The 15,419-nt window shown below is 48.9% G+C and carries 9 protein-coding genes; 1 reads left to right on the top strand and 8 read right to left on the bottom strand.

Annotated features, from left to right (window positions below; genetic code table 11):
* Window positions 1-20: 20 nt before the first annotated feature.
* The 3 genes from addA to MKY28_RS04680 all read right to left on the bottom strand — a co-directional run bounded on the left by addA (window position 21) and on the right by MKY28_RS04680 (window position 9,524).
* On the bottom strand, window positions 21-4,448 hold the full coding sequence (gene addA / locus MKY28_RS04690; RefSeq protein WP_036672071.1) for a helicase-exonuclease AddAB subunit AddA: 4,428 nt from the start codon (window positions 4,446-4,448) through the stop codon (window positions 21-23).
* Window positions 4,445-7,948 (bottom strand): helicase-exonuclease AddAB subunit AddB, encoded by a 3,504-nt coding sequence (gene addB / locus MKY28_RS04685; protein WP_036672073.1) that lies wholly within the window; start codon window positions 7,946-7,948, stop codon window positions 4,445-4,447. Before addB ends, addA begins: the two co-directional genes overlap by 4 nt.
* Before the next feature lie 199 nt (window positions 7,949-8,147).
* Window positions 8,148-9,524, bottom strand: coding sequence for a class I SAM-dependent rRNA methyltransferase (locus MKY28_RS04680; RefSeq protein WP_036672074.1), 1,377 nt, complete (start codon window positions 9,522-9,524; stop codon window positions 8,148-8,150).
* 334 nt (window positions 9,525-9,858) lie between these two features.
* Between MKY28_RS04680 and MKY28_RS04675 the strand changes: the two genes are divergently transcribed.
* Window positions 9,859-10,860: a Na/Pi cotransporter family protein gene (locus tag MKY28_RS04675; protein ID WP_017687227.1), complete on the top strand. Its 1,002-nt coding sequence runs from the start codon at window positions 9,859-9,861 to the stop codon at window positions 10,858-10,860.
* 64 nt (window positions 10,861-10,924) lie between these two features.
* Here MKY28_RS04675 and MKY28_RS04670 read toward each other — a convergent pair whose 3' ends face one another.
* The 5 genes from MKY28_RS04670 to prmA all read right to left on the bottom strand — a co-directional run bounded on the left by MKY28_RS04670 (window position 10,925) and on the right by prmA (window position 15,374).
* Window positions 10,925-11,359, bottom strand: coding sequence for an NUDIX hydrolase (locus tag MKY28_RS04670; protein ID WP_036668572.1), 435 nt, complete (start codon window positions 11,357-11,359; stop codon window positions 10,925-10,927).
* 114 nt (window positions 11,360-11,473) lie between these two features.
* Entirely contained in the window at window positions 11,474-12,820 is a 1,347-nt protein-coding gene (mtaB, locus tag MKY28_RS04665; RefSeq protein ID WP_036615072.1) for a tRNA (N(6)-L-threonylcarbamoyladenosine(37)-C(2))-methylthiotransferase MtaB, read from the bottom strand.
* Window positions 12,821-12,822: 2 nt separating this feature from the next.
* On the bottom strand, window positions 12,823-13,587 hold the full coding sequence (locus MKY28_RS04660) for a 16S rRNA (uracil(1498)-N(3))-methyltransferase (RefSeq protein WP_036668571.1): 765 nt from the start codon (window positions 13,585-13,587) through the stop codon (window positions 12,823-12,825).
* A 137-nt stretch (window positions 13,588-13,724) separates the two neighbouring features.
* Entirely contained in the window at window positions 13,725-14,405 is a 681-nt protein-coding gene (locus MKY28_RS04655) for a site-2 protease family protein (RefSeq protein WP_036668570.1), read from the bottom strand.
* Between the two features lie 3 nt (window positions 14,406-14,408).
* Window positions 14,409-15,374, bottom strand: a complete 966-nt coding sequence (gene prmA / locus MKY28_RS04650; RefSeq protein WP_036668569.1) for a 50S ribosomal protein L11 methyltransferase — start codon at window positions 15,372-15,374, stop codon at window positions 14,409-14,411.
* Between the last annotated feature and the right edge of the window lie 45 nt (window positions 15,375-15,419).

Below are 15,419 nucleotides of genomic sequence, written 5' to 3'. Positions count from 1 at the left end.
TAAATTCCGATCCAGTTCTTTTACAATTCCACTGCATGTCCACCATCAAAAAAGTACAGCCATTTCCGGTCAACTTTCCGACCCAATATATCTTCAATGGCCCGGCCATACAGATCTAGCTGGAAGCGATAATTTTTGGTAAGTTCATCCAAACCACCACGATGCTCCAATACCCGATCCGTCTTGTAATCAAGCAAGACAAGCTCGCCGTCCACCTCATACAGACAATCGATAATCCCCTGTACAAGCACGGTTTCATTTTCAATCGTTGCCTGCATTTTGCTATCTTCATTTAACATCTGTATATCTGAGTTCGCCGCCCGTTCATGTAGCCATTCCACAGGAGACTGATGTGCCGGAAGTCCATACACAAACGGAATTTCCCGTTTCACCCACGCTGCACGCAATAATTCTTTTCCTGGTTCTGTATTGAAAAATCCGGCCAGTTCTTCAGGTTCGATAGCCGCAGCATGATGGGGCAGCAAAATCTGAAGCTTAATCAACCGCTCAATCGTCTGTTCAATAAGCTGTGAATCAACGGATGATCCATCTATAGGAAGATGCTGCATCAATGTATGATACACGTTCCCCCGTTCTGCCCCTGTCAGCTGCGTTGCCTCCATGAATTTCGGACGACGCAGGTGCAGTTTGAAAGACGTACCCGCAGATCCCGCATCCGAAACGTTCACCGTACCGTTTGAATCTGACCCTGATCCAGTCTCACGCTCGTTAGATTCATCGGATACGCAACGTAGTACATGGCCTGCTTCATCTTTGGTGTAATTGATTCCTGGGGTGTTATAATCCAATAATTTCTCGGACTGCTCTCCCAGTTCCTCCATCACCTCTACGGACTGGATATCCTGCATCGCAAGTAACGTTTTCAACTCCGTGACAGATGTGCTCGCTGCTACTTGAGTTGCTGCTTCAAAGGGGTACGTCCATGAAAGTCGTTGATCAACCTCGTTGATCAGCCGTGCCTCCTCTTGTTGAAGATCTACTGTAGCTGCACCTTCATCTCCAATGTTTTGGTTAGCCGTGACTTGTGCACTCTTCGTCAGTTCTTCTACCGTTGAGGATGTAACCAACTTCACAGGCTGAACGGCTTTTAGTGCAGCAATTCGTTCTTTCCGCACCTCAGTCATCCCATCTTCTTCCCCAAGTGTCTGATTCACCACATGGTCACGGGACACGTGATCAGCGGAAATAATAGAAATCGCCCATCGAGATTGATCATCTGCAAGACAGGCTGAGAACGAATCATTGCTTCCTGCAAGTTCACGCAGCACAGCCGCATCTGGATGTCTCATCAGGGATGGCCCAATCCAGTCCAGGTAGTTTCGTCCTGCAGCAAGCAGATAGTCTGGCAATGCCAGTTCAGGGCTATCCTTGACCTGAGACCACGCGAGCGCTTTTTTCGCGGCATCTTTTACGGTACCTAGCAGAATCATTTTCTCTTTGGGACGAGTCAACGCAACATACAGCACACGTATCTCTTCAGCAAGCAGTTCAAATTGCGCCCGACGACGAATCGCCAGATTGGCTAATGTAGGATAGGCAACCCTGTTCTCACGATCTACAAACCTTGGACCAAATCCCAGTTCCTTATGCATTAGAAACGGTGCGTTCAGATCCTGCTGATTGAACATCTTAGATATGCCACCGACAAAGACAATTGGAAACTCCAAACCCTTACTCCGGTGAATGGTCATGATACGTACGGCGTTGTCCTGCTCACCAGAACTACTTGCTACAGTCCCGAGGTCTCCCCCGTTTTCCCGTAGTCTGGAAACATAGGTCAGGAAACGGAACAAGCCACGATTTGCAGTTGATTCCTCATATTGTCGTGCGCGATCGTACAATGCCTTAAGATTACTTTGACGTTGCAGTCCTCCTGGAAGACCACCAACCCAGTCCAAATAACCGGTTTCCCGATACATACGCCAGATCAGTTCACTTAAGCTGCCTTGTCTTGCCTCAAGTCTCCACTGCTGCAATTGACGCATAAAACGAATTAACTTTTGCTGCAACTCCGATCCTGAGATCTCCGTTATGCCCAGATCCTCACTTGCATGTCCCGCAACACCAGCATCTTGTATTCCATCTGTCTGTACTGTACGCCCATCGAATTCGTGTACATCGTCCAGAGTCTCTGCCTCAACTGAAGCTGCTGTTTCCCGCTCCCCCTGTTCCATCTCTGACCAGGCTTCCGGCCACTGCAACTGGACGATATTGGAATCAGGATGATTATCCTGCCGGGATTGTTGTACAGCATTAGTGGAGGAATCGCTCCAATCTCCCGCAGCCGATATAACCGCATCATAGAATGACTGTCTTTTGTCACCAAGCCGAATCTGTGCCAGTTCCTCTTCATCCAGTCCAACAATCGGGGAACGAAGCACGGAAGCGAGCGGAATATCCTGTCTTGGATTATCAACAAGCTGAAGCAGAGACATCATGATTTCCACTTCTGTAGCCTGAAAATAACCCTTGCTCTGTTCTCCTCCAGCAGGAATTCCCTGCTGTCTGAACTCCTCAATCATGAGCGGAGCCCACATCAAGGTTGAACGCAGCAAGATGACCATGTCACCGTAACGTGCCGGGCGCATCGTTTGCAGAGCTTTGTCATATACATGAAGGGCAGGTTTGTCCGTGTCTCCAACCATCTCCCGAATACGCCTTGCGATTGCCCTCGCTTCCAACTGGGCTGTTTCAAGTTCGGCACTCTCCAGTTCTGCGGAGACCGATGCATCCCCATTCTCATCCGTACTCTCTGTCAGATCAGGACCACCACCCTGACGATCGATCAGCATGAGTTCAGGTGTATACGCCTCATCACCAAGTGTTTCTGACGGGAAGGTAGCCCCATATGCCAGTTGAGCTCGTTCATCGTAAGCAATCTCTGCCACACCTTCGTTCATGAGTTGCCGGAATATCATATTGACCGAATGCACGACTTCTGCTCGACTACGAAAATTCCGCGCAAGATCAATACGTTGACCTGTACGATGCAGACGTTCTTCCACCATTCCGTCCTCATTTGTGCTCGCTCCATACTGGCGATACTTGTTCATAAATAGACCTGGCTCAGCCAACCTGAAACGGTAGATACTCTGTTTGACATCACCGACCATGAATCGGTTACCCGGGTTTTCTCTGGAGATCAGTTTCACGATATCTTCCTGAACCGTATTGGTATCCTGATATTCATCAAGCAACACTTCATCGAATCGCGAATGGTACTCCATAGCCGCATCGGAAGGCATCGACAGTTCAGGCGTTGAATCCTCATGTCGCAAAATGTGAAGACAGTAATGCTCCAGATCACTGAAGTCAACTTGCCCACGTTCCTGTTTGGCCTGTCGATAACGTTCTCCAAATGTACTAACCAACCTCGACAACTCCTGCATGAGTGGTGCCGCTTGCTCCAACTCCTGCCAGAACGCAAACGCACTTCTCCCGAACAATGAACCTTTCAGGTCGGTAACTGCCTTTTTCGCGGCCTCACGGAGTTCCTTCACCTGATCCTGTAAAGCCGGGTCTGTTTGATCCTTTTTGCAGGGTTTCAATTTGCCAAATGTAGCGGGTTGAAACACTTCAGGCAACCTTTCCCATGGCATAATCTCAACCGCAGACAACAGCTCTTCTACCATCACCAGGTCTTCTTTTAACGTATCTGCATAAGGTGCCGGACCTTCAGGCTGCATGGAAATATGAATGCCTTGACGGAGCAATCCTGCTGCACCACTTAAAGCAAGAGCCGCATCACGCAAAATACTCTGAACCCATGCTGAATGTCCAAGTGCCTCTACACTTTCCACCTGAAAAGCAGACGCCATCTCTGAGAGCCAATGATCCGGCCAGGAATGACTGCGGGAGAAATCATACAAACGTTGCACCAGTCGATGCATCGCATCATCGTTTCGTTCTCCACTGAACCAGTCTACTAATTCGCGGAATGTACTCCCTTCATCTTCTTCGCCATATTTTTCCTCAAATAGTTCTTCAAGCAGTTCCTGCCGCATGATTTCCGCTTCATTTTCATTCAGGATACGGAAAGCCGGGTTCAACGGAATTTGCTGATAATAACGGCGAATGACTTCCATACAGAATGAATGCAGCGTTGTAATAGATGCCCGTCCAAGCAGCGACAGCTGCTTACGCAGATGCTCTTCTCCAGGCTGTTCTTCCAGCGCACGTTCCAACGCTTCCCGAATCCGTTGTTTCATCTCGGCGGCGGCCGCTTTGGTAAACGTAGCTACAAGTAAACGATCCACACTGTATCCTTGGGAGGGATCTGCGATCTTGCGAATAATTCGTTCAACCAGCACGGCTGTCTTGCCTGATCCCGCCGCTGCGGCAACCAGTATGTCTTCTCCGCTTTCCGAGATGGCACTCCACTGGTCATCACTCCAGAAGCTACCCTCCGGTTTTGGCATATTCGTCATGATGTTTCCCCTCCCTTGGTGTGAGATAACATATCCCAGATTTGCTGTTTGCCCGGTTTGGACAACAGGTTATACTCATTTCCTTCTATATTCTCATCAAACTGACAAACAGGCTTATACGGACAGAACGTGCACGCCACTTCCTGCTGAATACGATAAGGCTCAATGGCCACATCCCCATCCGTAATTCGGGTACCAATCTCACGGATATTACTGCGAACCGAAGCAAGCAGCGTATCCCATTGCTCTGGCGTAGCTACAGCGGCGCTGCTATAAAAGCTTCCGTCCGCCTTAAGGGCAACTGGAATAATTGCTGAATACCCCTTATCCAGGGTGTTGTCCATTTGAGCGATTGCGTCCCGATCGGCCAGCAGCAAACCTTTCATTTTGAACCGTTTCAGCAGTTCTTGTCCTGCCTGCTCTGATGTCATGCCGTTTGCGGATTGCAACAGCGGGTTATGCACATGGAAATACAACGTTCCTCCCGGCATCGCCGTTTCCCCAAGCCATTCTTCGGCAGCACTAAGCAGCACCTCCAGATAGGTGAGCATCTGTAATGACAGACCATAGTAAACTTCATGTAACTTGAGGTCCGTTTGGCTTGATTTATAGTCAATGACACGTAAGAGCAGACCATTCTCTCCTTCTGCGACATCTACACGGTCAATTCGACCCACGATCTCCATCACACAACCGTTCTCCAGTTCAAAACGTAATGGCGGCAGTGTTTTATCCGGTCCAAAATCAAGCTCCAGCCCAATCGGTTCAAAACTTCCGCGTCTGGACTGTTCACCAAGAATGACGGATGCCCGGCTAACAATGTCCTTTAATTTGCGGAAAATATAACCGTATCGCTTGGTGCTTAGCAAAATCTCCCCTTGCAGCTGTGGTGCAATCTGCTCCACCGTTTGCTCGGCTTCCTGACGGCATTGGTCTGGAGTCAAACTGCCCCAACTACGATTTTCTTCACGCAACCGCATAGCCAGCTGGCTTAGTGCAGCATGAAACAGCTGTCCGATATCAGGAGCCTGAAGGCGATACAATTGCCGTTCTTTGAGGCGCAGCCCATGCGAAGCAAAATGGGAGAACGGACAAGCTACGAAACGCTCCATTCGCGAGACACTCGTCCTCACCTCTGTACCATACAGTCTGCGACTGGTAGCTGTACGTAGTGGTAAGGCCCGATTACGATAAAAGATCGATCCCATCAACCGCTCCAGCTGAGGTCTGCTTGTCTCTCTAGATACATGCCAATTGTAGACCGCCCACCACATTTCAGGGATGTCTTCTCCGCGGCGCCATTTGCGCAATTGTCCAATGAGCGTAGACAGACTCTGACCTGGATGGGTGACATAGGACCAATGCGCTTCTTCCGAGTTCGCAACCGGTGGTTGAGCGAGCAATGGCTGTTCTTGTAGACCAAACATCTTCCGTACATGGCGGACAATCTCGGAAGGAAGCAGTGTTTTCCCCTCATCATCAGCAACCGGGTAACTCAGCCACAACTGGCTGCTTGCCGCTGTAAGTGCCGTATAGATCAGGAAACGTTCATCCAGCATCTGCCTTGTTGCACCTGGTCCAAGCGCCACGCCTCTTTCCGTCAGTAACGCTCTCTCCAGTTCCGTTAATACGCCATCATCCTGAGGTACAGCGGGTAATTCACCATCAACGGCGCCAAGGATAAATACGTATTTGATGTCCTGAAGGCGTGTACGGTCCATAGAACCCATCAAAACCTGATCAAGTGCTGGTGGTACCAGACCCAGCTTCAGTTCCGTCAATCCGGTCTCAATCATCCCGGAAAACAGCGTGATATCCAGCCGTTCATTCCCCATCATATCGACCATCTGATCCAATAAATCCAGCACAGCTCCCCACATCTGCCGATGTTCTCTCGACCGTTCGGGGTCACCTTGTGCCTTAGCTTCAGCAGACATATTCTCCAGCTTCCATGCGATCTCAGCATCTTCCAGCAGTCTGTATAGTGCCTCACACTGGGCTTTGGCTGTCTTTGCCTTTTTCATTCGCTTCTCAAAAACACCCAAGGAATCTGTAATGACCGTTCGGCAGCTCTCCATTAAAGAAAGCATCTGGTCCCGTCCTCGACTACGGCCATCCTGACCGTTGTCTTCCAGCGACAGGCTTGGTACATACTTCCATGGTTTGCCGTCAGTCCAGCGATACCCGTGAATACCACAAGCCAGTACATAATTCTCAAGCTGGTCCATATCTTCACGAGTGATGGAACCATCACGCGGAAGCAGCAAATCCGTTTTGACACAGCGAAATACATCCTCGTAACGCCAGTGGCGCCGAACAATATCCAGTGCGGAACGGATAAACTCAGATAATGGATGATGAAGTTCATTTCTTCTCCGGTCCAGAAAGACGGGTACGTCATAATCCCTGAATAACGGTTCAACTATATCAGCGTAGGTATCCAACTGCCGGACAAGTACCGCCATGTCCCGATAACGCGCACCTTCGTTTTGTGCCAGGCGCCGCATCTCACGCAGTGCTCCCTCCATCTCAGCTCGTCGGTTCTCCGCTGCAACCAGTTGGATTCCGGAATCAAGGCCTTCACTTTTCCAACGAATTCGCCGGTCGAAACCAGCCTCCAGATGAGCAAGTCCCGGACGATCCTTGTATCTCGGTGGAATCTCCGAATCTAGCACGGTTATATCGCTCGTTACACCCAGTTCGTCAGCCATTCCTTTCAGGCGTGCATAGGCACTTGCCGTAGGATAAAACAGTTCCAGTTCTCCAGGCAGTGCGCCATGATCATAAGGACGATCCAATGTCAGGGCAATCGTCACGGAAGAGGACTGCAACATCAGCCTACCGATCACACTCATCTCCTGTGGTGTGAATCCCTGAAAACCATCAATCCAGATCTGGGCATCCTGCAGCAATGCACTTTCCGACAAACGATCTGTCAGCTCGGTCAACGTGTCTTCATCATCAATATATAAATTGGTCAGTTCCTGTTCATAGTCACGATATATCAGATTCAAGTCATGCAACTTGTCCTCCAGAATCGGCGAAGTGGATGAGCTATTCCCTCCAGACAGCCCGTCTTCCAGCATTGATGGATCAACTTCATAACGTTTAAATTCACTATATAAGTCATTTAATTCGCCTATAAAACCCAGCTGGCTGCCGGATGCACCAAACAGCTTCAATTCTTCCTTACGGCGCTGGATGACCTTGTAGAGCAGCATCTTTTTGCCTTCGGCTCCGATCGGAATACGAGCAGAACCACCTGCTTCTTGCATTACACGATAGGCTAAACGGCGAAAGCCGAGCACTTCTGCACGCATGGTACCTTTAATTGCTCCAGAAGACACCAATGCCTGCTCTGTTCGAAAAGAGCTCTGTTCGGGAACGAGCAAAATTAAAGGTGTACCTTGCGGTTCTTGTTGAAGCAGGGATGTAATTTCCCGGGTAATCAGCGAGCTTTTGCCGCTGCCTGCCCGGCCAATAACAAAACGAACGGACATGTCTAATCCTCCAAACCACACGTACAAGATTTTAATTCCCAGTATAACATATCTGACTTGGTTCGGAACATACGTTTGCCACTATCCGGTAAAACCGGAGATCATCTCCGTTAACACAGCAAAACAGCAAAAAGCCCGCAGCTATCACACTGTGGACTTTTGACTTGATCTATATTTGATTGGAACGAAAATCATACGATTAATTCTTTTTACTGCGCACTTCGAAAATAGCAAATTTCAGGTAATGTCCTTCATCCACGCCCAAAATTTGTGGGTGATCCTTACCGGCTGCTTTCCAGTCGATCAAACGAAGCACTTTGCCTGCATCTTCCGCTGCATCGGCAATCGTATCCAGGAAGAGGTCTGGACGCATGTGATACGAACAGCTGGCTGTTACCAAATATCCACCCTCATTGACCAGTTTCATTCCTTGCAGATTGATATCTTTATAACCGCGACATGCACCTTTAACTGCTGATTTCGTTTTGGCAAATGCAGGAGGATCAAGGATGACCACATCAAATGTTTTACCGCCAGCTGCAAGCGCTTTGGATGTATCCACTTTCTGTTCGCCTGCACGTGCACGTGCGGTACGTTCATCCAGCCCTTTCACTTGTTCACGCAAGTACTGGAATGCATCAGCAACTACGAACTCGACCCGGTCAGTGAAACCGTTCAGCTCCACATTTGTTCGTGCACTCTCAATGGCATGCTCCGAAATATCAAGACAAGTCACTTTTTTGGCTCCATACTTGCAAGCATTCAACGTAAAGCTACCCGTGTGTGAGAAACACTCCAGTACAGTGGCACCATCCCAATATGGGAATGTAACTACTTTACCACTTTTATTCACAGGCAAGAGCTGCTCTGTGCCATCCTGCTCGGTCGTTTGTAGTGTGATTCCACTCTTGTAGCCCCAACCCTTCATAAGCGGTTCGATGGCTGCACGATTCTCGCGTTGGTCGAAGAAGTAACCTGTCTTCTGCCCTTCCACGATATCCACTTTAATGAGTAGTCCATTCTCTGTAACCGTGACATGTCTTGGGCAATCTCCGTACAGTGGACCTTTGGTCTGCTCCAAACCTTCCAGTTCACGAATCGAGACATCACTGCGCTCGTATATACCTTCCGGCTGCATTACTTCAATGAGTGCCTGTACGATGGCTTCACGGCAACGATCCATGCCAAGTGTAAGCAACTGTACAACGAGAATGCTGCCGAATCGGTCAACGATTAATCCTGGCAGAAAATCAGCTTCGCCGTAAACGAGACGGTATGCCTCTCCATCCTGGATAAAACGTTCCCGGTGACGCAAGCAATCGCGGAAACGCGCTGCAAAAAACGCGGTGTCCATCTGTTCGGACTCCAGCGGTTGATACGCTACAACCCTTACAGTGATCTGAGATGCAGGATTGTAATAACCTGTCGCCAGATAGCGACCTTGATGATTCAATACATTGACCAGATCTCCCGGTTCCGGGTTTCCGTCAACAGAGGCAATTTCATTGTTAAATATCCATGGATGTGCATGTTCAAGCCGCTTTTTGCGACTGCGTTCGAGTGTAACTGATGGCAAGGTAGATCCACTTCTTTCATAGTTAGTTGAAAAGATAGGTTTGGTGCGGCGCGTAAATGACGTTCCGGGTTCGAATCGATCTTCCGATCGCTGTTGTCTCCAGATTTTTTTGATTCCCTTTCTTAAAGGGGAAAATCTGGAGACAAAGGCGCACGCTTCGCTTCTTCAGATTCGATTTCGTCCCCTCCACTACGCTTGCACGAATCACCGTATCTTTCGAATTGGGGTGGGGTAATTTAGGTCACTTCCCTCTGAATTCCTTTAGGCTTGTCATGGTTGTCTTTTCTTACTCATAGGATGAGTTAAGGAACCGGACGGAAGGAATGATATTACTATGTTTAGAGATGTGATATTGCCCCTACTCTATGGGCTTATTATCTTTTTTGGTGGCATGAAGCTGATGGAAACGGCCTTGCAGCGCATGGCTGGGCCCATGTTGGCGGGTTGGCTCAATCGCGCCACCTCTGCTCCATGGAAAGGCATGGCCTTCAGTGCAGGCGCAACAGCCCTGTTACAGAGCAGTACTGCGGTCACCGTACTCACCATTGGACTGGCTAATGCCAGATTAATTACCTATGGACGCACACTTGGCATCATCCTCGGCACCAACATCGGGACATGCCTGACGACGGAGCTGGTGGGACTGCAGATCGGACGTGCTTCCCTGCCGCTACTCGTCCTGTCGCTAACGGGCTGGGCCATGTTTGTTGTTCTTGGTGAACGCAATCTGGCCGCTCCTGAACGCACGCGTCAGACTCTGTTTAACATCCAGTACAGCTTCCTCGCAGCTGCCGGATTTGCACTTGTTATGACAGGCATTCAGGTGATGCAATCCATTGCCTTACCCTTGCGGAGCATGGGCGTATTTCAATGGTTTCTCGACCGCTCGGCCGACAGCTTGTGGTGGGGCTTCCTGGCAGGTGCCTGTCTGACAGCGCTCATTCACAGCAGCGCAGCTGTCATTAGCATGGCGATTACGCTGGCAGCCACAGGGGTATTGCCTGTGGAGATCGGCATCGCCATTGTGATCGGGTCCAATGTGGGGACCTGCATCACCGCTGTGATTGCTGCCGCGGGTGGAGCATCCGCAGGCAAATTTGTCGCAGCCTCCCATGTTGTATTAAACATTGCGGGAGCGCTGCTGTTTATGCCGCTGATCGGCCAGCTGCATGCAGCTTCGGCTTGGCTGTCAGCGGACAACGGGGCACAGATTGCGCATGCCCAGACCCTTTTTAACATCACCAGTTCACTGCTTGCTTTACCGTTCTGTTACTTGCCAATCTGGCACAAAAAACCACCGGTCCACGCCCCCGCGGCGAAGTCACCCGTGGCTTGATGATCTGCCTATCCAGACCCCACAGAGCGCGCGGCTAACTGACTCGAACCAGAACTATAATGCGTTATACGTTAACGCCTAACTTGTTCAGGGCTACACGCAAGATATCATCGTTATTATCATATCCGCTCTGCTGCTGTAAGGACCATGCTTCTTCCGGAGCATACCAATCCACACCCTTGATTTCTTCAATCTGAGGCTGTAAATCACCACTCTCGGCTTCAACGAGATAATAATGAACTTCCTTGTCCACCGGGCCAAAGTCTGCATGTTGGTACGTGTAAGCAATGATATCAACCGGTTCTACAATGCGGCCCACCATACCTGTCTCCTCCAAAATCTCGCGCAGTGCCGTCTGTTCAATTGTTTCTCCATCTTCCATTTTGCCCTTGGCGAGAGTTGTTTTACCATAACGATCTACGATAAGCTGAATTTGAAGACGTCCGTCTTCCCCTGTTCTATAAACAACTCCGCCTGCTGAAATTTCTTTTTTGTTCATCGTGCTCTCCCCCATCAACTTCGATATCTTTATCTTATTTTTTTGCAAAAGAAGGACCTCATCTCCCCGGGTAAGCTCCCCAAGGAAATGAAATCCTTGTTTCTGACGCCTCGATCACATCGCGGCGGACTTAAGATTCTCTTCCAACACACGTACCAGCGTAGCCTGACTCTCGTTGACGCCGGCTTTAACCACTTTGACTCGGCACACTTTACCGACCATATCCATCGTTCCGTCAAAGACCAGTTGAATGTAGTTGTCGCTATAACCGTGCAGCTTGCCACTTCCCTCGCGGCCTTTGGCTTCCCCTTCGGGAATAACATCCAGTACCTGTCCAACAAACTGCTCAGCGTACTCCAGCTGCATCTGTTCAGACAAGTCAATCAGTTCATGCACACGTGCATTTTTGACTTCTTCGTCCACCTGATCTTCCATTCGTGCTGCGGGCGTGCCCGTACGCTTGGAATAAGGGAATACGTGCATTTCGGAAAAACCGATCTTCCGCATCAACTCATAGCCATTACGGTACATCTCATCCGTCTCACCTGGAAATCCAACAATGATGTCTGTTGTAATCGCTACATCCGGCATTGCTTCCCGAATGCGAAGCATCTTGTTGTAAAACTCTTCTGTCGTATATTTACGGCGCATGCGTTTCAACACCGTATCATCACCCGCTTGCAGCGGAATATGGAAGTGACGAACAAGTTTGTCCGAACGTTTGATCACGTCGAGCATGCGGTCATCGATCTGGCTGGCTTCAATCGAGCTGATTCGAATACGCTCCAAACCCTCTACCTTATCCAAATCCCACAGCAGATCGGTCAGATCATAGTTCTCCATGTCATCCCCATATCCACCTGTATGAATACCCGTGAGAACAATCTCTTTGTATCCGGCGTGTACGAGTTGATGCGCCTGTTGAATAATGCTGTTCGCCTCACGACTGCGTGAGAGACCACGAGACCACGGAATGATGCAGAACGTGCAAAAGTTATTGCAACCATCCTGAATCTTCAGGAACGCGCGGGTACGGTCAGCAAAATCCGGTACGTCCATTTCTTCAAATACACGGGTTTTCATAATATTACGTACTGCGTTAACCGGTTGACGGGACTCCTGAATTTCATTAACATATGGCAGAATCTTGTCACGGTCCTGTGTACCGATAACCAGATCCACCCCTGGGATGTCCAGAATCTCTGCCGGAGAAGTCTGCGCATAGCAGCCTGTAACGGCCACAATCGCCTCCGGGTTGCGCCGAATGGCACGACGAATAATTTGACGGCTCTTTTTGTCGCCGGTATTGGTTACTGTACAAGTATTAATCAAGTATACATCCGCTGTCTGTTCATCAAAGTCCACTTGATCGTAACCTTCGTTTTTGAACAATTGCCAAATCGCCTCTGTATCATAGAAATTAACTTTGCAGCCTAAGGTGTAAAACGCCACGGATGGCATAATTACATTCCTCCCATTTCTCCGGATTCATATAGCACGCAAGTTAGTGCTGCCATTCCAGCTGTCTCAGCACGCAAAATGCGTTTGCCCAGTCCAACAGATACAGCACCTGCCTGATCAGCCTCTGCCGTCTCCTTCTCAGAAAATCCACCTTCCGGTCCAACCACGATCAATACTTCTGCACTTGCATCAGGTGCAAGTTGCTCTATAAACGGTTTCAGTGCATCTCTCAGCTGTTTACCGTTTTCTTTCTCATAACAATAACATACCAGGCTATAGCCCTCAAAAGAAGATAATAGCCCTTTCCAGGAAAGCGGCTGTTCGACGGATGGAATACGATTCCGGTGACTCTGTTCGGCAGCTTCCTTGGCAATTTTCCGCCACCGCTCCAACCGTTTGCCTTCTTTCTTGGCATCATATTGCACAATCGTACGTTCTGATAGGAAGGGTACAAATGATACCGCCCCAATCTCAGTACATCTCTGGATGACTGTTTCCATCTTGTCGCCCTTGGGCAAACTCTGTGCCACGGTTACACGAATCCGTGCTTCATGGTCCATCTCGAGAGGTTCCACAATATTGGCTGTCACTTGGCCCACTTCAATACTCTCAATTTCCACGAGTGCTTCTCTGGAGTTTCCGTCACTGACAATCAGTTTATCTCCAGGTTTACCACGCATGACCTTGCCAATATGGCGTGCATCATCACCTGTGATAATCACAGCGTGTTCAATAAACTGTTCTGCAGATACAAAATATCGCTGCATTAGTCAATCCACCCATTCTGTCCTGTTATGACTGGAATTCACCCCGCCTGATGGCAGGCGTGAATCCAATCGCCACAGATGATCATACAACTTTTACGTGTTTCTGACCAGTATTCCGGTCCATAAACAATGCGCTTTTAGCGATATAATTCGATGATCACCTTTGCCAGATCCACATACATCGTTTGCGCAAACTCATACAAAGGTTGAATCGTCACATTTTGCAACGGAGGTATAACAAGGATCAATAGGAAGATAAAAATAGACCATTGCTCCACCCCTTGCAGCTTGCGGCTGATTGAAGGTGGCAGTAGATCCTCTAGAATCCGATAACCATCCAGTGGTGGCAACGGAATCAAGTTAAACAGGAACAGGAAAAAGTTGGTTAAGTTAAAGATAGCGAAAAACGTCGTGATTGCTGTGAGCAGACGCTCATTATCAATCCCACCGAGTGCTCCCGAACCAACCAGTGAAGCATAGATGATTGTACCGATGATCGCGAGCAACAGATTGCTCAGAGGCCCTGCTGCAGATACGATGATGCCCATCAATCTAGGTTTGTCGAAGTTAGCCCGATTAACGGGAACTGGACGTGCCCAACCAAAGCCGGCAATAATGAGCAGCAGCACACCTAACAAGTCAAAGTGTACAACCGGATTCAGCGTGACCCGACCCAACAGCTTCGCTGTTGGATCACCAAATTTGTTGGCAAAATATGCATGCGAGAATTCATGCACTGTAAATGCGATCAGAATGGTCAGCAGGAAAAACGGAAGCTGATCGATCGGATAACGAAAGAACGAATTCCAAAAGTCCATACGTTACCCCTTTCTGGCTACAAACGCCAGCCAATCCTCATCACGGTGGATCGCACTCACTTCAAATCCGGAGGCTACCAGTGCATCATGCACAACCTGCTCTTTGTTCTTCCAAATGCCGGATACAATATAGGTGCCACCAGACTCAAGCGCATTATAGACATCGTCTACGAACAACAAAATGATCTCAGCCAGAATGTTCGCCACGACAACCTTAACCGGCAGTTGTACACCAAGTGCAGGGTCCTGACTCCCAAGGACGGACAACAGATCACTCTCTTTAACCGTAATTTGTTGCTCCAGCCCATTCAGTTCCACATTCTCCCTGGCACTAATTACGGCAACTGGATCAAGATCGAGCGCCAGTACATGTTTTGCCCCAAGTTTTATCGCTCCAATAGCCAAAATACCAGAGCCTGTACCTACGTCAATAACTTCCTCGCCGCCCTGAATAACCGTTTCCAGTGTGCGCAAGCAGAGGGAGGTCGTTGGATGTGTTCCTGTACCAAAGGCCATGCCTGGATCAAGCTCAATAATTTTCTCATCTGGACTTTCAGGCGTATACTCTTCCCACGTTGGCTTGATCGTCAGACGTTCCGATACACGTACCGGCTTGAAATATTGTTTCCAGGCTGTTGCCCAGTCATCTTCATCCACTGTACGCGTCTCATAACGAACCTCGCCTGTATCAATTCCGAATTCGGAGAGTTCCTCAACTCTCGGATTAACTTCTAACTGTAATGCAACCATATCCGTACCTTCGGAGAAGTACCCTTTGATGACTGCAAAACCTTCCGGAATATCATTCAAAGGAACGTCGTATAACTCACCATATGTCGTGTCCCGTTTTTTATTTAAAGTACCGGACTCTTCAATCGAAACCCCTCCAGCACCCGCTTCATGTAAAAAATTAGAAATCATCTCCACAGCTTCTTCTGTGGTATGTATTGTTAGTTCATGCCATAACATACTTGGTTTTTCCTCCTCATTTTTCAAACATCCCAACTATTGTAC

The sequence above is a fragment of the Paenibacillus sp. FSL R5-0473 genome (assembly GCF_038004565.1).
GTDB lineage: Bacteria > Bacillota > Bacilli > Paenibacillales > Paenibacillaceae > Paenibacillus > Paenibacillus amylolyticus.
This window is presented reverse-complemented; position numbering and strand designations above follow the sequence as displayed.

Excerpts from the sequence above, each read along its gene's own strand:
- MKY28_RS04655 (WP_036668570.1), bottom strand. The coding sequence starts at position 14,405 with ATGGACTTTTGGAATTCGTTCTTTCGTTATCCGATCGATCAGCTTCCG.
- MKY28_RS04675 (WP_017687227.1), top strand. The coding sequence starts at position 9,859 with ATGTTTAGAGATGTGATATTGCCCCTACTCTATGGGCTTATTATCTTT.
- addB (WP_036672073.1), bottom strand. The coding sequence starts at position 7,948 with ATGTCCGTTCGTTTTGTTATTGGCCGGGCAGGCAGCGGCAAAAGCTCG.
- MKY28_RS04660 (WP_036668571.1), bottom strand. The coding sequence starts at position 13,587 with ATGCAGCGATATTTTGTATCTGCAGAACAGTTTATTGAACACGCTGTG.
- addA (WP_036672071.1), bottom strand. The coding sequence starts at position 4,448 with ATGACGAATATGCCAAAACCGGAGGGTAGCTTCTGGAGTGATGACCAG.
- mtaB (WP_036615072.1), bottom strand. The coding sequence starts at position 12,820 with ATGCCATCCGTGGCGTTTTACACCTTAGGCTGCAAAGTTAATTTCTAT.
- prmA (WP_036668569.1), bottom strand. The coding sequence starts at position 15,374 with ATGTTATGGCATGAACTAACAATACATACCACAGAAGAAGCTGTGGAG.
- MKY28_RS04670 (WP_036668572.1), bottom strand. The coding sequence starts at position 11,359 with ATGAACAAAAAAGAAATTTCAGCAGGCGGAGTTGTTTATAGAACAGGG.